Origin of the sequence: Streptomyces pluripotens, assembly GCF_000802245.2 — a bacterium.
GTDB classification, from domain to species: domain Bacteria; phylum Actinomycetota; class Actinomycetes; order Streptomycetales; family Streptomycetaceae; genus Streptomyces; species Streptomyces pluripotens.
Genome location: NZ_CP021080.1, coordinates 2172298 through 2191361 on the forward strand (window position 1 = coordinate 2172298; position 19064 = coordinate 2191361).

Below are 19064 nucleotides of genomic sequence, written 5' to 3' on the forward strand. Positions count from 1 at the left end.
TCACCGAGGCTGCCACGGCGCGGGTGCCCGGGTTCAGCGGGGAGATCGCTCAGGGGGAGCGCAAAGCGGCCGAAGCGGTCGGCTTGGAGGATTCGGCAGAGGCGGTGGGATCGGCCGCACCGCCCTGCTCCAGGCCGGTGGAGGTGGGGGCGGGTACCCGATCGCCGGTGTCGACGCCAGAAGAGGCTCCCCGGTAGACCGCGACGAAGGCCAGAGCGACCATGCCGATCCCCATCACGACGGCGAGCACCCAGGCCACGGGACGGTGCCAGCGGATGTGCTTGCCGCGAGCGCCGAAGGAGCCGTGGCGGTCGTCGAAGACGTAGGCGCCGTCCAGTTCGCCGCCGTCCCGATCATGGGCGAAATCGATGTCATCGGGGCCGTAGGCGCCGTCGTAATGATCGCGTCTGGTGCGGGCCCGGCGGGCCTCGGCCTCGGAGGCCTCGGCTCTGGCCTGCGCGGCGGCCAGGAGGCGCTCGACAGCGGTCGGCTCGTGAACCGTGGCCGCCCGCACAAAGGCCTCGTCGAAGACCACGGAGGCGAACTCTTCGTCCGACACCCCGCGGTCGTGGTCGTCGTCGGGCTCCCAGCCGTCAGCAAACGGCGTGCCCCCCACGTCCTCCGGCACAGGTCCAGAGTAGACCTGGGGGGTCATTTTGGGCAGACGGTATGGAAATTCATCCGCCTGATGAGACGCTTTTCCGGCCGTATGCCAGGCGCCCCGGGTGCGGCCGCAGGAGTGAACTCAGCGACGTACGTGCCCGTCGCCCGTGACGATGTACTTCGTGCTGGTCAGCTCCGGCAGCCCCATCGGGCCACGGGCGTGCAGCTTCTGAGTGGAGATGCCGATCTCCGCGCCGAAACCGAACTGCCCGCCGTCGGTGAACCGGGTGGAGGCGTTCACCGCGACGGTGGTGGAGTCGACCAGTCGGGTGAAGCGGCGGGCGGCCTGCTGGGAGGTGGTGACGATCGCCTCGGTGTGGCCCGAGGTCCACAGCCGGATGTGTTCGACGGCCTTGTCGAGGGAATCCACCACCGCCGCGGCGATGTCGTAGGAGAGGTACTCGGTCTCCCAGTCCTCGGGGGTCGCCTCAACCACGGTGGCCCTGGATTCCTTGGCATGGGCCAGGACCCGCTCGTCGGCGTGGACGGTGACGCCGGCCTCGGCCAGGGCGTCCAGGGCACGCGGCAGGAACGCGGGGGCGATGTCCTGATGGACCAGGAGGGTCTCGGCGGCGTTGCAGACGCTGACCCGCTGGGCCTTGGAGTTGATCAGGATCTCGATCGCCATGTCGATGTCGGCGTGGGCGTCGACGTACACATGACAGTTGCCGGTGCCGGTCTCGATGACGGGAACGGTGGACTCGTTCACCACGGTCTGGATCAGGGAGGCGCCCCCACGGGGGATGAGGACATCGACGAGTCCTCGGGCGCGCATCAGCTCGCGGACGGACTCACGGCTCTCGCCGGGCACGAGCTGAACGACGTCGGCGGGCAGTCCGGAGCCTCCGACGGCGTCCCGGATCACCCGGACGAGGGCGTTGTTGGATTCGTACGCCGAGGAGGAGCCGCGCAGCAGAACGGCGTTGCCGGACTTGAGGCAGAGGGCGGCGGCGTCGACGGTGACGTTCGGGCGGGCCTCGTAGATGATGCCGACGACGCCCAGCGGGACACGGACCTGGCGCAGGTCGATGCCGTTGGGGAGGGTGGAGCCACGGACGACCTCGCCCACCGGGTCGGGGAGTTTCGCGACGTCCCGGACGTCGGAGGCGATGGCACGGACCCGCTCGGGGGTGAGGGTGAGCCGGTCGACGATGGCCTCGCTGGTGCCGTTGTCCCGTGCCTTGGCCACGTCCTTGGCGTTGGCTTCAACGATCTCGGCGGTCCGTACCTCCAGGGCATCGGCGATGGCGAGCAGCGCGTCGTCCTTCACGGCTCGCGGGAGCGGCGCGAGGTCGGCGGCGGCGGCCTTGGCCCGGTAGGCGGCCTGGGTGACCGGGGACATCGAGTCATACGGCGAGAGCGTGGTCATATCCGCAGGGTAGTCCGCCCGGCGGGCGGGGTGGCTCTTGTCCCGGACCGCGAGACGCGACGACGCCGAGGCTCCGGCAGCCCTGACGGAGAACGGCGCGGGCCGGCTCGTGCGCACCTTCCAGATACAACGGGCGGACACGGCCGGACGCAGACGAAGGCAGCTGAAGGCAGACGGACGCAGACGGACGCAGGCGAAAGCAGACGGACGCAGACGAACATGGATGGATGTAGCCAGACGCAGGTGAACGCGGGTGGTCTCGGGCACCGCCGGCGAGCCCGGACCGGGCAGGGCCAGACCCGGGCAGCCCGCACGTACCGACGCGAACGGGCGCCCGGTAGGCACGCCCGCCTCCGTGATCCGTGCCGCCACGGGTGGCCGATTCACCCGAGGTGAAGATCGCGATGCGTCGTCACCAACACAATGCGAACAGTAGTTGGCTTATTATGTCCCGCGCCCTTCTCGGGTATGTCCACGGCAGGCACAGCTTGCGCACTGCCCCCGTCTACCGCGATCCCCGCTGGAGCCAGCCCGTGCCTTTCGCAGGCCTTGTCCCCCGACGCTTCATACAGCTGGCTGCGCTACTCGCGCTGTTGACCGCACAGGTCGTCGCCGCGCTGCTGCCGAACGTTCCCGCACTCGTCGCCACGGCTGCGGGGGGCCTCGCGCTGGACCTCTACCTGCAGTATCGCAACAGCGCTCAACTCGCCCTCCTCTCGAAGCTCCACTTCGACGCCGCTCCCCGGCAGTTGCTGCGGGACATGCTCGTCCTGGTGGGACTGCTGCGGATCGACGGCATCGATCCGCTCCGTGAGCAGGCGCCACTGCTGGTCGCCGTGTGCCTCTTCCACGCGCTGCACTTCGCCTGCCAGGCGGTCGCCGTCGCAGTCCGCCGGACACGCCGGCTCCCGGTCGTCACCCGCAACATCGACACGTCCGCGTTGCACCTGACCCCGGCCCCGCCGCGCGTCCTGGTCCGCCGCCCGGGCCACCGGCTGCTGACGTTCTCCGTCCCGGCCACGATCGGCCTGCTCGCCACCTTGATCACCACGAACTCGCTCTGGGGCGCCATCGGGGTGGGCACCGCTGTCACCCTGATGCTCGGCGGCACCGCGTACCTCGCCACCTGGATGCTTCCGAGGAAGCGCGTCAAGGACGACCAGGTGATGCGGTGGCTGGAGAAGTGGCTGGCCGAGTACAAGCCGACGGTCGCCATGTACTTCTCGGGCGGCACCACCTCGGCCTACCAGGCGAACATGTGGCTCTCCACCCTGTCCCAGGTCGAGGGCAGGCCGCTGATCGTGCTGCGTGAGCGCTTCATGGTGCAGAAGATCGACGCGACCGACGTGCCGATCATCTGCTTCCCGAAGGTTTCGACGATGTTCCTGCTGGAGGACTCGTCGCTGCGGATGATGCTGCACCCGGCCAACGCGGCGAAGACCTCCCAGGTGCTGCGCATTCCCACGATCAAGCACGCTTTCATCAATCACGGCGAGAGCGACAAGCTGTCGTCCTGCAACCCGTACGCGAAGGCCTACGACGAGGTATGGGTGGCAGGTCCCGCGGCCCGCGAGCGGTACGCGCAGGCCGAGGTCGGAGTCGAGGACAAGGACATCGTCGAGGTCGGCCGCCCGCAACTGGCGCCGATCCAGCCCTACTCGGGGGCGCCGGCGGGAAGGTACACCACGGTCCTGTACGCCCCCACCTGGGAGGGCTGGGACGGCAATCCGGGCAACACCTCGGTGGTCCTGGCCGGCGAGAACATCGTCCGCGAGCTGCTGGCCGACGAGGGCGTACGACTGCTGTACAAGCCGCACCCGATGACCGGCTCCGTCGATCCGCGCGCGGGCGCGGCCAACCAGCGGATCATGGCCATGATCCGCGAGGCGAACACCAAGCGGTCGGGTGCCCGGCCGGGCGCTCAGGACGCCGCCGAGCTGGCGCGGCGTACCGTCGAACTGGACAAGTGCACCTCGACGCACTTCCGCCAGAGCGCGGACGAAGTGGAGCGGATGCTACTGCAGGGTGCGACGGGCGGCGGGCGCGAGGCCCTGATCACCGAGGCCACCGTGGCCTGGGAAAGGGCGTACTGGGCGTCGTTCCCGGAATGGGAGCACCAGGTCATCACGGACGCCCGTCCGGCGATCTTCTCCTGCTTCAACCAGGCGGACCTGCTGATCAGCGACGTGTCGTCGGTGGTCTCGGACTGGCTGTCCAGCGAGAAGCCGTACGCGGTCGCCAACACCTCGGGGATGCCGGAAGCGGCGTTCCGCACCGGTTTCCCGACCGTCTCGGCGGGTGCGATCCTCACGCCGACCGCCGAGGGTGTCCCGGCTCTTCTGGAGTCCGTCCGCCGTCCCGAGAAGGACCGCTTCACCGCGGCTCGTGCGGAGCTGAAGGAGCACCTCCTGGGCCCCTCGGACCCGCCGTCGCTGACCCGTTTCAACGCGGCGGTCGCCGCTCTGTGCCGGAAGGCCGACGAGCGGCGGGCCCGCATGGAGGAGCGGCTGCTGACGGCGATCCCCGCGCAGCGGGGCGCGGCCGACGAGGTGTCGGAGGACACCGATACCGACCCGTTCGACCCCGAGAGCGCGACCAGCGCCTAGGAAAGCCCGGCCCAGCGGAGGGCGGGGGCCGATGCCGCGACGTCTCAGAACGGATGCACGCCGACCGGGGTGGCGGGCGGCGGACCGTATCCCTCGGCGATGCGGTGGTGGTAGGTCTCGCGGTCGATGACCTCCAGGCCGACGATCTCCCAGGGCGGCAGCCCGGCGCTCTGCCGGTGCTCGCCCCACAGGCGCAGCGCCACGGCGGCGGCGTCGTGCAGGTCGCGGGCCTCTTCCCAGTACCGGATCTCCGCGTGGTCGGTCGCGTATCTGCTGGTGAGCAGGAACGGGTGATCGTGGGCCAGCTGTTCCAGGGCCTGCCGCAGATCGGGCAGGGGGACGTGCTCCCCCGAGACACTGAGCGTGACATGCCACAGGCGGGGCAGGTCCTTGGGCTCCTCGTAGTGGTTCCCGGCCGCGACGCTCGTCAGAGCACCGCGGGACGCCGCCCCCGGGCGCACTCGTCTCACGACGGCCTCCTTCACGCATAGCCCTTGACGGAACGTGTCCCGTCAACTCGTCCCTGAGAGAAAGTTGAGCAGGCCCAAGGGCTCCGCGTGGTGGTTTTGCGGAACGTCCCCCAGCGGGGGCGTTCCGTACGTCCTGATTTACGAGCGGTTTTGCGAGTGTTACGCGTGCAGGAGCACCAGGTCGTCCCTGTGTACGACTTCCCGTTCGTACGCCGGGCCCAACTCACGGGCCAGTTCACGAGTCGAACGGCCGATGAGCCGGGGGATCTCCCTGGCGTCGAAGTTGACGAGCCCCCGGGCGACGGCGTGCCCCCCGGCGTCGCGCAACTCGACCGGGTCGCCGGCGCTGAACTCGCCCTCCACAGCGGCGATTCCGGCGGGCAGCAGTGACTTGCGCCCCTTGACGACCGCGTCCACCGCACCGTCGTCCAGCGTGAGCGCACCCTGCGGGGTGGAGGCGTGCTGAAGCCACAGGAGCCGGTCGGCGGACCGCTTGCCGGTGGAGTGGAAGTGGGTACCGGTGTCACCGCCGGACAGCGCCTCGGCAGCATGGACGGCGCTGGTCAGCACGACCGGGATGCCCGCCGCCGCGGCGATCCGGGCGGCCTCGACCTTGGTGACCATGCCCCCGGTGCCGACACCGGCCTTGCCGGCACTGCCGAACTCCACACCGGCGAGGTCGGCGGGCCCACGCACCTCGGCGATCCTCGACGTGCCCGGCTTGCCGGGGTCGCCGTCGTAGACACCGTCCACGTCGGAGAGGAGGACCAGCAGGTCGGCGCGGACGAGGTGGGCGACGAGTGCGGCGAGTCGGTCGTTGTCGCCGAAGCGGATCTCGTCGGTGGCGACGGTGTCGTTCTCGTTGACGACCGGCAGGGCACCCATGGCGAGCAGCTTGTCCAGGGTGCGGGAGGCGTTGCGGTGGTGGGCGCGGCGGCTCATGTCGTCGCTGGTGAGCAGCACCTGACCGACGCGAACACCGTAGCGGGCGAAGGAGGCGGTGTAGCGGGCGACGAGGAGGCCCTGGCCGACGCTGGCGGCGGCCTGCTGCCGGGCGAGGTCCTTGGGACGGCGACGCAGGCCGAGGGGAGCCAGGCCCGCGGCGATGGCACCGGAGGAAACGAGGACGATCTCCCTCTCCCCCCCACTGCGGCTCTTGGCGAGGACGTCGACGAGCGCATCGACGCGGTCGGCGTCGAGACCGCCCGCGGCGGTGGTCAGGGAGGAGGAGCCCACCTTGACGACGATCCTGCGGGCCTGAGCGACCTGACGCCTCGCCGTCGCTCCCTGCTGCTCTGCCGCTGTCACCTGCGGTCCGTCCCCTTCACACACGCTTCACATGGGCCGTCTGCCCTGAGTGAAATCTACGCGGTGAAATCTACGCGAAGGCGGTTGCGGGGTGCGCTCCGGTTTCGGAGGGCGGACCGGCCGGCGCCCGCCCGTCGCGCCACGGACCGGGGCGCAGCAGGTGCCCGACGCGCAGCGGCCCACGCCGCTCGGCCGCGGCGGACAACGGTGCTGCTCCTCACCGTTTCGGCGTCGAATAGGGCATGACCACATCAGCACTCATTTTGAGCGCAACCTCACCCTGCGGAGAGAAGACACATTCTCGGGCAAAGAACATGATCTTTCCGCAGAAAAAGAGCAACCTTCCCGCTTTCTTACATTCCCAGGTATCGCATTGACAATTCGAGGGCACCCCATGCTGCTATGAATAGGGACCTCATTCGACTCAACCAGCACTGCGTATGTATGCTAAGCGTCCCCTTTCTACCTGCTTCTTCGCAGGTCACCACGTGATTTGCGCTCCTCGGGCGTCCGTGGTTGTGCGGGGGAATCCATGGGTGTTGCCGGTGCGTCACTATTGCCGCTGAGGTTGAAAGGGTGGGGTGACGGAACTACGGAGGTTCCAGGCCGAGTCCGGCTATGAAGCCGTCGAGGATCTCTGGTCGGTGTTGAACGCTGCGTAGGCGGTGCTTCACGACTGAGGTGAGGTCGTTAATCGCGCGGGGTGCGAGGTTGGCCAGGGACTTCTTCAGATGCGTCCAGACGCCTTCGGCGGGGTTGAGGTCGGGTGCGTAGAGCGGGAGCTTGACGATGGTGAGCCAGTCGCTGTTGCGGTGGCAGAACTCCCGCAGGGGTTTGGCGTGGTGGGTGCTGGCGTTGTCCCAGACCAGGATCAGCGGGGCACCGTCGAGCTGCCGGTGTGCGGTGGTAATCAGTTCTGCGCATTCTCGGGTGCGGAAGCCTTTCTTCTCGCCCGTGCGGCCTTGGTACGTCTGGGTCCGGTAGATCAGCCTGGCAGGGCTGTTGCAAAGTCTTTTGATCTTGCGTGGGAGCGCTGGTCAGGCAAGGCCGAGGAGGTCCAGTGGTCGGCGGAAGCCGTCGTAGGACATCTCGCGGAGTCCGGCCGCGATGTTCGCGTGGCCGGAGGCTCGCAGTGTGTTGATCGCGAAGCTGCGGAGGGTGGCCATGTTGTCCGGGCCGTGTCCGGTTCGGACCGTGGAGGCGTCCTCGGCGAAGGCGGTGTCTCGGACGAAGTGGAGACGGTTCTCGATGATCCACTGCGAACGGACGATCTTCGCGATGCGCTCGGGGGAGGCTTCGCGGCTGGCCAGGTCCGTGATGACGTAGACCGTCTCGCGGCTGCGTTTGCCGGTCTTGCGCTGAGTGCGGTGCCGGACGATCTTCGCGACCTGGACCGCGTGGGGGAAGTCGACGCCGAGGTCGGTGATGGTCAGGGCCTGCACGACGCGGGTCTCCAGGCGTCCGTGGGCATCGGTGCGGTCGTAGAACTTCGCACTCGCCTTCTCCCAGGGCAGGGTGGCGAGTTGGCGGTGCAGGTTCTTCTGGTTGCGCTTCACGGTGAAGGCGTAGTGCGCCTTCTTCTCCTCGACGAGGAACCGGGCGTGATCGCGCTGGCAGTGCAGGGCATCCGCGGAGACCGTGACGCCGGTCAGGTCGTAGGGCGCCAGCAAGGCGTCAAAGCAGGTGATTTCGTTCGTCTTGCCGGGGACCCGCAGTTGGGTGACGGTCAGGCCGGCGCCGGTGATCGCGGCCAGCAGATGGGCGGCCGGGATCTCGCCGTGGCGCGAGCCGCGGGCGCTCTTGCCGTCCACCGCGAGGGTGTCCGCCCCGGCCGGATCGGATCCGAGCAGGTCGGCGAGCCCGCCGGGGCAGGCGGCGTTCAGGACGCGGCGGATGGTCGCCGCACTCGGCGCGATGCGCACGTTCAAGACCGTCGTGGCGCGGGCGCCGAGCCGGGCGAGCGTGTCCTGCGGGGCGCTCGCTGCCCACTGGCCGATCGCGGCGAAGGAACGGGCTCCGGTCAGCACCGCCGAGCAGGCCACCAGCAGCACGCTCACGAACGAGTGACGCTTCCCGCGCCGATGCCGGGGGTCGGCCAAGGTCCGCAGCCGCAGGGCCAGCGGTCCGATCAACCGGTGCTGACGGGTGGGCGACTTGATCAGACAGACGGTGGCAGACTGACGGCACATCGAAGCTCCGGGCGGTGCGGGCGACTTGATCGGTCACCGGCATCAACCGGAGCTTCGTTGCGTACGGACCGGGCCGACCGCGCATCGTCATACCGTCGCGACCTGCGCACTCACGTGATCACCGGGACTTTGAAACCGCCCTGATCAGCCTGGTGGCGCGGCCCGGTCTGACGCAGATCGTCCGCAAGCGGCAGCGCCGTCTGACCGGCGTGGACGAGATGGTGCTGTCCCTGTCCGCGAAGGGCCTCACGCACGGGGAGATATCGGCTCATCTGGCCGAGGTGTACGGGGCGGAGGTGTCCAAGCAGACCATCACCACGATCACCGACGCGGTGATGGAGGGCATGGCGGAATGGCAGGCCCGCCCGTGGAAACCGCCGCGTGTACCCGGTCGTCTTCGTGGACGCTATCAACGTCAAGATTCGCGATGGCAAGGTCGCCAATCGCCCTGTCTACGTGGCGATGGCCGTCACGGTCGAGGGCACCCGGGACATTCTCGGGATCTGGGCCGGTGACGGTGGTGAGGGCGCCAAGCACTGGCTGCAGGTCTTCACCGAGCTGAAGAATCGCGGAGTTGAAGATGTCCTGATGCTCGTCTGCGACGGGCTGAAGGGTCTACCGGACGCTGTTGAGACGGTCTGGCCCCGCACGGTCGTCCAAACGTGCATCGTTCACTGGAGCCGTACGGAAACAAGATGTCGCTTCCGGCAGTGTGCCTCGTTGACCTGGTATGGCGTTTTCGGAGGGGGAGCACGGTCAACTCGCCGTGCGGTTCGAGGTATTGCTGCCGCATCTGGACGAGCGGCAGCGGCGTTTGCTGCTGGCGGCCGAGGCGAGGTTGCTGGGGCATGGCGGTGTCCGGGCCGTCGCGCGGGTCGCGGGGGTGAGCGAGACCACGGTCCGCAGGGGTGTCTTCGAGCTGGAGGCAGGCGAGGCCCCACCACCTGCAGGCCGGACTCGCAGGTCGGGCGGGGGCCGCAAGCGGGCCGAGGAGGTCGATCCGGCTCTGCTGCCTGCGTTGATGGCGCTGGTCGAGCCGGATGAGCGGGGCGATCCGATGTCGCCGCTGCGGTGGACGACGAAGTCGCTGCGGAACCTCGCCGAGGAGCTGACGCGTCAGGGGCATCCGGTGTCCGCGATGACGGTGGGTCGGCTGCTGAAGGACAGCGGGTTCAGCCTCCAGGCCCAGGCCAAGACTCTGGAGGGAAAGCAGCACCCGGAGCGGGACGCCCAGTTCCGCTACCTCAACGAGCAGGTCAAGCAGCACCAGGCCGACGACGAGCCGGTCATCAGCGTGGACACGAAGAAGAAGGAGATGATCGGCCGACTGCCCAACCCCGGACGGCAGTGGCGTCCGAAGGGCGACCCGGTCCGGGTCGACGACCACAGCTTCTTCTCCGGGCCGACGGGTGAAGCGGCGATCCCGTATGGCATCTACGATCTTTCGGCGGACACCGGCTGGGTCAATGTCGGCACCGACCACGACACCTCGGTCTTCGCGGTCACTTCGATCCGTCGCTGGTGGGAGGTTCGGGGTCGCCACGACTATCCGCAGGCCACCCGGCTGCTGATCACCGCGGACGCGGGTGGCTCCAACGGCTACCGCTTCCGCGTCTGGAAGGCGGAGCTGGCCAGACTCGCCTCCGAGACGGGCCTGGCGATCACCGTCTGTCACTTCCCTCCCGGTACGTCGAAATGGAACAAGATCGAGCACCGGTTGTTCTCCCACATCACGATGAACTGGCGGGGCCGCCCGTTGACCAGCTATGAAGTCGTTGTCCAGTCCATCGCCGCGACCCGCACCCGTAGTGGGCTGCGGGTCGAAGCGGAACTCGACACCAGCCGCTATCCCCTTGGGCATCGCCATCAGCAAGGCCCAGCTGAAGGGCCTGCCCATCGAGTACCACGACACGCACGGCGCCTGGAACTACACCGTCCGCCCCATTGCCGACCATGTCGATGGCGAACTCGCCCAGGTCGCGGATCAGGACACAGCCCGCCGGCGGGTGCTCGACCTGCTGTCCGAGCCGGCCCTGACCGGGATGAGCCGCGAGGAACTGGCGGCCCTGTGCGGGAAGATCACGCCCGAGCTGGGCTCCCTGCGTGAGGAACGCCTGCACCGCAAGCGTGGCGGACCTCGCCGCCACGGGGCCGGAGACAACAAGCACCCGGTCCTCGCCCCCGCGGACCGGGTCCTGCTGAGCGTGATCTACCTCCGGCACGTGTGCTCACAGAACCTGCTGGCCGAGATGCTGGGCCTGTGCCAGCGCACCATCGGCCCGTCCATCAAGGAGGTCCGACGGCTCCTTCAGGAAAGCAGCATCTCCATCACACCCACCACGCTGTGTTTCTCAAGCGGTCAGGAGATCGAGGACTTCGTACGCACCGGGGCACCGGTCACCGCCCGGCTCCAGCTCACGCACCGCCTGGCCGACCCGTCCCTGACCGGGATGGACCGCGCTGAACTCGCCGACCTCATCGACCAGTTGTCGCTGCAGCAGGCCGCCTTGATCGAGCGGCGCCGCCACCATCAGCGCGGCGGACCGCGTCAGCCAGGCACCCGCGGAGGCGTCTTCCGTCAGAAGATCACCGATGCCGAACGCCTCCTGGCCGCCGTCCTTTATCAGCGCAAGCTCGGCACTCGGCAGGTCCTGGCAGATGCTTTCGGCGTCAGTCTCGGCACCCTCAACAACGCCCTCGCCGCTCGCCGACGCCCACCCCGTCCTCCACGAAGCCGGAATCGCCCTGCCGCCCGCCCCGACCCGCTTCACCAGCGGCGCCGAATTGCTCGCATCCGTCAGCAGCGACACGCCAACAGGTTGATTCTCTACGGCTCCACTTGATTCGCAACAGCATCCGGTACTGTGCTCGTCAGGACTGGGACAAGGTCGCCAAGGACCTCAAGCCCGTCTACACCGCGCCGAGCGAGGCCGCCGCGGCCGAACGGTTCTTGGAGTTCTCCGAGAAGTGGGGCACCAAGTATCCGGCCGTGATCAAGCTGTGGTCCGACGCCTGGGCCGAGATGGTGCCTTTCTTGTCCTTCGACGTCGAAATCCGCAAGGTCATCTGCAGCACCAACGCGATCGAGAGCGTGAACGCCCGCATCCGCAAGGCGGTCCGGGCCCGCGGCCACTTCCCCACCGAGGGCGCCGCGTTGAAATGCGTCTACATGGCGCTGATGAGCCTGAACCCGACCGGCAAGGGCCGCCGCCGCTGGACGATGCGCTGGAAGCCACCCCTGAACGCCTTCCAGATCGCTTTCGATGGCCACCTGACCCCCACCGGCCAGCGATAGCTCAACAACCAAGATCAGCCGTTAAGTTGACACACCCGATCCCGGCGGGGCTTCCCATTCGCGCTCGGAAGTAGATCCGATCAGACTCTATGACATGACTATTCGATCCGCCTCTGGGAGCGAAGTCGGGGGTTCATCGCCATACCAGGCGTATTCAAGGCCGGATAGCATGCCCGTTTCAGTCCAGAGAATGATTTCGCCAATAAGTTCACCCCCCTCGTCAATAACCGTGCAAGTTACTGGCACAACCCCATCCGGGATAGGAGCGGGAGGCTCGTCATCCGTGACTCGCAAGTCAACACTTGCAGAATTGGATCCCCACAGGGCCACCACCTGAACCCGATCAAGCTGATGGCGGAGCTCTGCCGCTCCAGGGAAATCCAGTTGTAGAATCTGCTCCGCTACTGCCCGCTCCTTAGTGGTCAGCGGGCGCGGTTCAATGGGAACCCGCATCTACTTGCCTCCAGGGAACTTATCAGGGTTGAACGTCGTGCCGATTCTCGGAACGCCGTTTACGACAGCTCCTCGAATAGTCACGTTCTCACCATCAATTACTCGACTCACTTCAAATCGCCCCGCTGCCGGAAGGTCGCTTACATCTCCCAGACTGTCCACGATACGTCGCATTGCCTGCTCGCGGCCGCCAGAACGAGCGACTAGGTCAGCGAAGCCATGCTTCTCCGGGTCGATAACATGCTCCAGCTTTGCTGGCGTACTCGCCGACTTGTAGGTCTCGTCCAGGATTTTCGGACAAAGTCCACCCGAATTGTGCACGAGGACCGGAGTCTGCCCCGCCAGCACATAGTACGTGTGCTACGCGGACGCCTGTACCTGCTTTTATGCAGGTCAAGCGCGATTTGCTGGTCCGGTGACGTGCGTGAGTGTCCGTGGTTGTGCGGGGTTGTTGCCGTCAGCTACTGCCGTCAGCCAGTTCAGCCCAGGTACGGCTTCTCGCGCTGTTCCAGGAAGTGCTGGAGCCTGAGCTGTTGGGTGTGGTGCATCGGTAGCTGCTCGATCTCTTCCGGCGGCACGAACCGGAGCTCGGTGGACTCGTCAGAGATTGCCAGCTGGCCGCCGGTGATGCGGGCGGTGAAGCAGACGTTGAACTGGCGGCGGACCTCGCCGTCGGTGTAGGCGATGATGTGTTTCGGGTCGGTGTAGGTGCCGACCAGGCCGGTGATCTCGACGTCCAGGCCGGTCTCTTCCTTGACCTCGCGGACGGCCGTGCCTGGCAGGGAGTCGGTGAGGTCCATTCCGCCTCCGGGCAGGGCCCATAGGTCGTTGTCGCGGCGGCGCTGGAGGAGGATGCGCCCGTGATCGTCGGTGACGACGGCGGAGGCGGCGACGACCATGCTGTTCGGCTTGGGCGCGTTCGGGTCGCCGTAGTACTCGGTACGGGCCACGGTCAGCCTTCCTCTCGTACGGGGGTTGCTGTCGTCCACACGGCGTCGAAGCTCTCGGCATAGGTGTCGAACATGCCGCCTGCCTCGTGTCGGCGAAGATGCCACAAGGGGGCGGCGTACGCGTTGACGCCCCAGACATGGGCGTTGACGAGTTGCTGGTCGTCAGCGCGGTAGAGGGAGTTGTAGAGCGTGGTTTCGTGGGTGCGGACTTCGATGCCCGGGGTGCTGGCGAGGGGTCTGTAGTGCATGAGCGCGAGGCGGCAGCGTGATTCGATGCCGTGGCCGAACCGCTCCTCCTGGCCGCGGGCTTGGACGGTGTCGCTGTCGGCGTCCCCGATCGCGATGCGGACGGTGCAGCCTTCGGCGGCGCGTTCGGTGAGGAGTTCGTTCAGCCGCGGGTACGCCTCGTGGAGGAAGACGGCCGCGTAGACGAGGATGTCGATCCGTTCCCGGGCCTGGGCCATCAGGTCGGTGAACGTCGAGACGGGGATGTCGGCCCGCTGCTCGTAAAGCGCCACCAGTTCGGGGCTGATGGCGCGGGCGGGGCGGGCCTGGCGGAGCGCCGGCCAGAGTGCGTGCACGTCTTCTCCCAGGGCCTTGGCCGCCTGGAGGGCGGTGGCACGACGTGGGATACGCCCGAGGTTCACCCAGCGCTCGACCGACTTGGGGTCGACCTCGACCTGCTGAGCGAGTGCGGCGTACGTCCAGCCTCCCGCCGCCATGACGGCTCGAAGTCTCTCGTTCGGCACGAGTCTCCCCCCTCATGTCAGGACGGCACTAGGGACGTTCTACACGGTGCAGGACGTCCCGAAGTGGGGTTTGGTGGAGGTTCCTTCGTCCCGGTGACCGGCGTGAGGATCGGTGCCGACCCTGCGGCACCAACAGGCCCAGGGGCACGCATCAACGCCGCCGAGGAGCGTCACCGTGCGAATGAGCACCACCCCATGTGTTCCCGCCCTGCGACTGAACGGCCGGTCGCGCGCCGCCTCGCCGGGGTGGTCACGATGACGGCCCCCACCCCTGATACCGGCGAGCACACCGTCTCGCCCGATACCGGCGCCCTGGTGGTCGACCGGCGGAACGGCAAGGTAGGCGTGGTGATGGGGCATGTGGGGCCGTACGTGCAGCTTCGACCGCCACGCGGTGGCCGGGAGTGGGACGTGCCGCCCGAGGACGTTCGCCCACCGACTCCGACGGAGGAGTTGAGCGCGAAGGTGGCCGTGGCCAACCGGAGGTGGGGACGGTGACCCCTCGCTCGGTCCTGCGCTACGAGACCTGGACTCTCCAGCCCGACCGCGAGCCGGACGCGGAGCCGGTCCTGTACGCGATGCAGTGCGCCGTGGACGGAGAGACCTCACCGTCAAGCGAGGACTTCGCCGAACCGCAGGACTGGGTACTGCGGCACTGCGGCCAGAACCCGTCCCACCACACCTACCGGGAGATCATCACGCGGCCCTGGCGGGCCTGGCGGCGAACGTGACCCGCCTCTCTCGACCAAGCGTCGCACCGCGCTGACCCACCCAACTCCCGTCCCTGCCGGGCACGGCCGATCGAGGCTCCCCCTCCTCGTCAGCCCTGGCAAGGGCGGGCCCTTACGTGCGTGCCGTGCCCATGGCCATGAGGTTCTGGCCTCAGCCACAGAAAGTCAGCCACAGAAAGTCAGCCACGACGGCGGGTAAGCCGACCGATCATCCGTCACGTGTGTCTCGCTCAACCCCGCACCGGCATCAGCCCAGTTATCTCCATCGTCAAGGTCCCAGCCAGGCACAACGGCCGCGTTCCGGACGACAGCTCCGCCGGGGTGTCGACGCCGCACGGTACGAGCTCGCCGGACGGCCTCTCGGGAACCCGGCCGGTCTGCTGCTGAGCGGTCGGACAGCGGAGCTTCCGATCGGCAGTCCAGCCTATGCCTCTGGGCCCTGCGCGCCGAGTGGTCGGCGGCCGTCGCCAGCGGGGCGGTAGACAGGAGCGGGCGGCGGTCACCGGCCGCCGGCGCGGGGACTATCTCGGCTCGGGCTACAGCCCCGGCGCGGCCCTCCTCGCCGCTGGCGTTTGGCATCGCAAGGAACTGGAACGGCAGTTCGCGGCCGAAGGGGGCTGCTGATGGCCTCGCCCCCGCCCACCGTCCTCCACGCGGAGGCGGCACCGGTGCTGGATCTGCTCACGGTGCCCCAGGTCATGGACCGCCTCCAGCTCGGCCGCTCCGCCGTCTACGACCTGCTCCGCACCCGACAGCTCGCCTCGATCACCCTCGGCCGCGCCCGCCGCATCCCCTCCCACTCCCTCACCGACTTCATCCGCACCCGACTCGAACAGGAAGCTGCCTGATGGCCACGCCCCGAGACATTCCCGGCTCCCGCCGTACCCGCGCCAACGGTGACGGAACCGTCTACCAGCGCAAGGACAGCCGCTGGGAAGCCGCCGGATACGTCCTCGCCCCCGGCAACACCCGCCGCCGTGTTCGCGTCTACGGCACCACCCGGAAGGAGGCCCTGGCCAAGCCCACCGAGAAGATCGCCAACAGCAACCGCGGCCTCCCCGTCCCCTCCGCACAGGGCACCGTCGGCGCATACCTGACCTACTGGCTGGAGAACGTCGCCGTCCACCACCTCCGCGAAACCACCCACACCCGCTACACCGCCTGCGTCCACCGCTACCTCATCCCGGGCCTGGGCAAGAAGAAGCTCGCCAAGCTCACCGCCAAGGACGTCCGCACCTGGCTCAACCAGCTCCGCACCACCTGCCAGTGCTGCACACGCGGCCTCGACACCGCCCGCGACCAGCCCCGCTGCTGCGCCGCCGGCCAGTGCTGCCACAAGCTGCTCTCCCCGCTGACGCTCGCCTACATCCACTCCGTGCTGAAATCCGCCCTGGAGCACGCCGTGCGCGAGGAAGAGATCCCGCGCAACGTCGCCCGCAACGTCCGCACCAGGACACCACGCCCCCACCGCTTCAACCCCCTCACCACCAACGAAGCCCGCCGCTTCCTCACCGCCGCCCAAGGGCACCGGCTCGCCGCCCTGTTCGAGCTCGCCCTGCGCACTGGCCTGCGGAAGGGCGAACTCCTCGGCCTGCGCTGGGACGACCTCGGCCTCGACAGCGGCACTGCCACCATCCGCCGCACCCTTCAACGCACCCGCACCAACGGCCTGACCACGCTCCCCACCAAGACCATCAGCTCCGAGCGCCGCATCGCTCTGCCGGCATCCTGCCTCGCCTCCCTCCGCGCGCACTGGGCCCGGCAGGCGCGAGAGAAGGAGCGGGCGGGCGCAGACTGGCAGGGCAGCGGGTACGTCTTCACCCGGCCCGATGGGCACCCGATCGAACCCGCCACCCTCACCCGACACTTCGACGTCCTGCTCCGCGACGCCCGCCTGCGGCCGATCCGGTTTCACGACCTCCGCCACTCGACCGCGACACTCCTCCTGGAACAGGGCGTCGAACTGGTTGTGATCAAGGAGCTACTTGGTCATGCCCACATCGGTGTCACCGCAACGGTGTACGCCCACGTTCGCCTCCGCCTCCAGCGTCAAGCGATCGACGCCCTCAGCGCAGCTTTGAACGACCCGTCAGAAGGCTTCGCAGACGGATGATGGTGGCGATCCGCCACTTTGTGCAGCACCCGTCCACTGACGTTGCCGTCAACCGTTGCCGTCAAGAGGCCAAAGAGCCCCGCCGGATATCTTCCGGCGGGGCTCTCGGCTACGTTCTAAGAATCAGCACAGAATCCGGGTTCGGCACCCCCAGAGCGTCATTATCCGAGTCCCTGGGATGTGACCAGATGCTATAGCTGAGGCACGCTACAAGGCCGTCGCCGCTGTCCGACTTCAGCGCCAAGCAACGAACGCGCGAGGCATGAGATTCTCGCACACCGGAGAATTCCAACATCTCTTCGACCTGCACTGGCTCTGCAATGGCAATAGTGAGCGGCTGGTATACCGTCTTCAGCTTCATCCCAATGACGCCGTAGAACGTCACCTCAATGAACTCGTGTACGGAAGCTGGATCGACGCTTCGCAGCTTGAGCTCAGAATGGCTGACACTGTATCGCCACGGCCGGAACTTCCGATCGAAGGAGATGGGAAGGCTCGCAGTCGGCTGCGGTGACGCCTCGTCAGGGACCGAATGGGTTGGCAACGGGACTTCCGTTTCTGTAGAAGGTCACGCGAGACCACGCGCTCGGGTTGTCCTGGATGTAGCTTAGCTCCCACCCAGTCGCATGCCCATCGAAGATCGGATCCAGACCCCTTCCGGTGCGGGCGGCTGCCACCGGGTCGTCAATGCCATTCAGGTTGAAGTGGATCGGTGTCTTCCCGTCATTGACATAGCCCTTGAACTCGCTGACCCATTTATCACCAGCGGAGGGCCAATCATGGTACGACTTAGCGCCAACCGAATCCGAAAATTCATGAAGGGCCATCGGGTCGCCATCGACCTCGCTAAGTCCGAGTGCAATCCCCCCGCAACCGTTGGAATTGTGAACCAAGATCGGCGTGTTCCCGGCGAGTACATAGTACGTGTGCGTGCTGAGGTGCTGTCATCTGCGTTTTCGCAGGTCAGCGGAATTCAGCCAGTCCGCGGGGGTGCGTGGAAGTGCCGTGCTGTTCGCCCCTGTTGCCGTCAGTGTTGCCGTCAGACGGCTACGCGCGTGAGGGCGGTGGAGTGGGCTTTGGCCGATGTCCTGCCCGGGTTGGGGTCGGGCATGGTCAGGGGGCCGTACGCTGGCCCGGCAACTCGGGCAGGTTGTGATCCTGCCCGGAATTTGAACGAGTGGCCCCCTGGCCTTGCCCGACGCGGGCCCCGGCCCGGGGAGGTGGGTAAAGCCCACGGAACCGACCGGCCCCACCCCCGGGCCTACGGCCCGACCAACTCCCCGCCGTCGCCTCGCCGTCGGCCTGGCGTTCGCTGTGCGGGCACGTCCGGCTCCCCCTGCGCTTCCGGTCGTCCGCTGCGCTGTCTCTGCGCGGCCTGGTCGCTGGCCGGCCCGCGGTGGCGGAGCCGAGAGCGGGCCGGGTGGGCGACCGCGCCGCGCGCGACCCGCGTCAGCGGGTCGCCTTGAAGACGTAGAGAAAGTTTGGACGCATCCCGCTTCGGCGGTACGCCGTGGCTGTCGGTTGAGCGTTCGGCTGGGCTGCTGGCCTGGTGCGATGGCCTGCGGGTTGTGGGTCCTGTTCCGGCTGGCGGTGGTGGTTCTACTCGGCTCGGGTGACCTTGGCATGGTCGGTGAAGACGCGCCTGAACAGGTCGTGGCCGGTGCGTCCGCTGTGGCGGAGTGCCCAGTCCTGTGCGGCTTCCTGCTCGGGGTGGGGTCCGGATTCGGCTCCGCAGCCGCCGGTGACGCAGAACGCCTCGTAGGTGATGCCCCCTTCGGGCGCGTGGCGGATGGTGTGAACGACGTGCCGGTAGATAGCGCGGGGGCTCACTGGTGACCCTCCGGGTGGCGTCGCATGTAGACGTTGCAGTCGCTGACGGTGATCATGTCTCCGACCACGCGGGCCCGGTCGCGTACGTTGGCCAGTTCGGTACAGCCCGCGCAGCCTTCAACGGGAGTCGGCTCCAGTTCCAGGCGCAAGGGGAGTTCGACCGGCTGGGTGGAGTATCTGGTCGGCTCCGTCACTGCACATCGCCACCTCTCGAACGTCACATGGCCGACCTCTTGACAGGCCGGTGCTCTAGTTCAGTATTCGAGTGGCCGAAGCACTCCCGCTACGGTTCGTAGTGCACTAGTGTGCCTTCACTGACAGCACGTCAACTCAACGGA

At 67.7% G+C, this 19064-nt stretch carries 16 protein-coding genes and 3 pseudogenes; 9 read left to right on the top strand and 10 right to left on the bottom strand.

Going from position 1 to position 19064, the window contains the following annotated elements:
* Positions 1–49: 49 nt before the first annotated feature.
* Together LK06_RS09645 and LK06_RS09650 are read right to left on the bottom strand one after the other, a co-directional pair.
* Positions 50–628, bottom strand: a complete 579-nt coding sequence (locus LK06_RS09645) for an SCO2584 family spore wall biosynthesis protein (protein ID WP_039649513.1) — start codon at positions 626–628, stop codon at positions 50–52.
* A 117-nt stretch (positions 629–745) separates the two neighbouring features.
* The gene (locus LK06_RS09650; RefSeq protein WP_039649515.1) at positions 746–2032 is read right to left on the bottom strand and encodes a glutamate-5-semialdehyde dehydrogenase; all 1287 of its coding nucleotides are present in this window, start codon (positions 2030–2032) and stop codon (positions 746–748) included.
* Positions 2033–2565: 533 nt separating this feature from the next.
* Here LK06_RS09650 and LK06_RS09655 point away from each other — a divergent pair.
* A complete protein-coding gene (locus LK06_RS09655) occupies positions 2566–4638 on the top strand; it encodes a hypothetical protein (protein WP_043432591.1) in 2073 nt (690 codons plus the stop codon).
* A 44-nt stretch (positions 4639–4682) separates the two neighbouring features.
* Here LK06_RS09655 and LK06_RS09660 read toward each other — a convergent pair whose 3' ends face one another.
* The 4 genes from LK06_RS09660 to LK06_RS09675 form a co-directional block, all read right to left on the bottom strand.
* Positions 4683–5108 (bottom strand): hypothetical protein, encoded by a 426-nt coding sequence (locus LK06_RS09660; protein ID WP_043432594.1) that lies wholly within the window; start codon positions 5106–5108, stop codon positions 4683–4685.
* 159 nt (positions 5109–5267) lie between these two features.
* Positions 5268–6416: a glutamate 5-kinase gene (proB, locus tag LK06_RS09665; RefSeq protein WP_052318854.1), complete on the bottom strand. Its 1149-nt coding sequence runs from the start codon at positions 6414–6416 to the stop codon at positions 5268–5270.
* Positions 6417–7006: 590 nt separating this feature from the next.
* Positions 7007–7435, bottom strand: a complete 429-nt coding sequence (locus LK06_RS35225) for a transposase (RefSeq protein WP_078858737.1) — start codon at positions 7433–7435, stop codon at positions 7007–7009.
* An 18-nt stretch (positions 7436–7453) separates the two neighbouring features.
* Positions 7454–8605, bottom strand: a complete 1152-nt coding sequence (locus tag LK06_RS09675) for an ISAs1 family transposase (RefSeq protein WP_234367286.1) — start codon at positions 8603–8605, stop codon at positions 7454–7456.
* Positions 8606–8781: 176 nt separating this feature from the next.
* Here LK06_RS09675 and LK06_RS09680 point away from each other — a divergent pair.
* From LK06_RS09680 to LK06_RS09690, 3 pseudogenes are all read left to right on the top strand, one after another.
* Positions 8782–9316: pseudogene (locus LK06_RS09680) on the top strand (IS256 family transposase); the annotation flags it as partial.
* Between the two features lie 19 nt (positions 9317–9335).
* Positions 9336–11428: pseudogene (locus LK06_RS09685) on the top strand (ISAzo13 family transposase).
* Between the two features lie 10 nt (positions 11429–11438).
* Positions 11439–11900, top strand: a pseudogene (locus LK06_RS09690) (transposase); the annotation flags it as partial.
* 932 nt (positions 11901–12832) lie between these two features.
* On the opposite strand, the gene LK06_RS09700 reads toward LK06_RS09690, so the two are convergent.
* Complete coding sequence (locus tag LK06_RS09700; RefSeq protein ID WP_039649173.1) at positions 12833–13303, bottom strand: NUDIX domain-containing protein; 471 nt, start codon at positions 13301–13303, stop codon at positions 12833–12835.
* Positions 13304–13305: 2 nt separating this feature from the next.
* Entirely contained in the window at positions 13306–14025 is a 720-nt protein-coding gene (locus LK06_RS09705; protein ID WP_052269734.1) for a helix-turn-helix domain-containing protein, read from the bottom strand.
* A 273-nt stretch (positions 14026–14298) separates the two neighbouring features.
* Here LK06_RS09705 and LK06_RS09710 point away from each other — a divergent pair, with 273 nt between their 5' ends.
* The 5 genes from LK06_RS09710 to LK06_RS09730 all read left to right on the top strand — a co-directional run bounded on the left by LK06_RS09710 (position 14299) and on the right by LK06_RS09730 (position 16896).
* The gene (locus LK06_RS09710; protein ID WP_039649377.1) at positions 14299–14550 is read left to right on the top strand and encodes a hypothetical protein; all 252 of its coding nucleotides are present in this window, start codon (positions 14299–14301) and stop codon (positions 14548–14550) included.
* On the top strand, positions 14538–14783 hold the full coding sequence (locus tag LK06_RS09715) for a DUF7848 domain-containing protein (RefSeq protein WP_039649178.1): 246 nt from the start codon (positions 14538–14540) through the stop codon (positions 14781–14783). The genes LK06_RS09710 and LK06_RS09715 overlap by 13 nt, the downstream gene beginning before the upstream one ends.
* A 426-nt stretch (positions 14784–15209) precedes the next feature.
* Positions 15210–15407 (top strand): hypothetical protein, encoded by a 198-nt coding sequence (locus LK06_RS34255; protein ID WP_107067943.1) that lies wholly within the window; start codon positions 15210–15212, stop codon positions 15405–15407.
* The gene (locus LK06_RS09725; RefSeq protein WP_052269735.1) at positions 15407–15631 is read left to right on the top strand and encodes a helix-turn-helix domain-containing protein; all 225 of its coding nucleotides are present in this window, start codon (positions 15407–15409) and stop codon (positions 15629–15631) included. Before LK06_RS34255 ends, LK06_RS09725 begins: the two co-directional genes overlap by 1 nt.
* Positions 15631–16896 carry a tyrosine-type recombinase/integrase gene (locus LK06_RS09730; RefSeq protein WP_086083252.1) on the top strand — a complete coding sequence of 422 codons (1266 nt, stop codon included), beginning with the start codon at positions 15631–15633 and terminating at the stop codon, positions 16894–16896. The genes LK06_RS09725 and LK06_RS09730 overlap by 1 nt, the downstream gene beginning before the upstream one ends.
* A 1599-nt stretch (positions 16897–18495) precedes the next feature.
* On the opposite strand, the gene LK06_RS09735 is transcribed toward LK06_RS09730, so the two are convergent.
* Complete coding sequence (locus tag LK06_RS09735) at positions 18496–18726, bottom strand: DUF7848 domain-containing protein (protein ID WP_043432618.1); 231 nt, start codon at positions 18724–18726, stop codon at positions 18496–18498.
* Positions 18723–18920 (bottom strand): hypothetical protein, encoded by a 198-nt coding sequence (locus LK06_RS09740; protein WP_043432616.1) that lies wholly within the window; start codon positions 18918–18920, stop codon positions 18723–18725. Before LK06_RS09740 ends, LK06_RS09735 begins: the two co-directional genes overlap by 4 nt.
* Between the last annotated feature and the right edge of the window lie 144 nt (positions 18921–19064).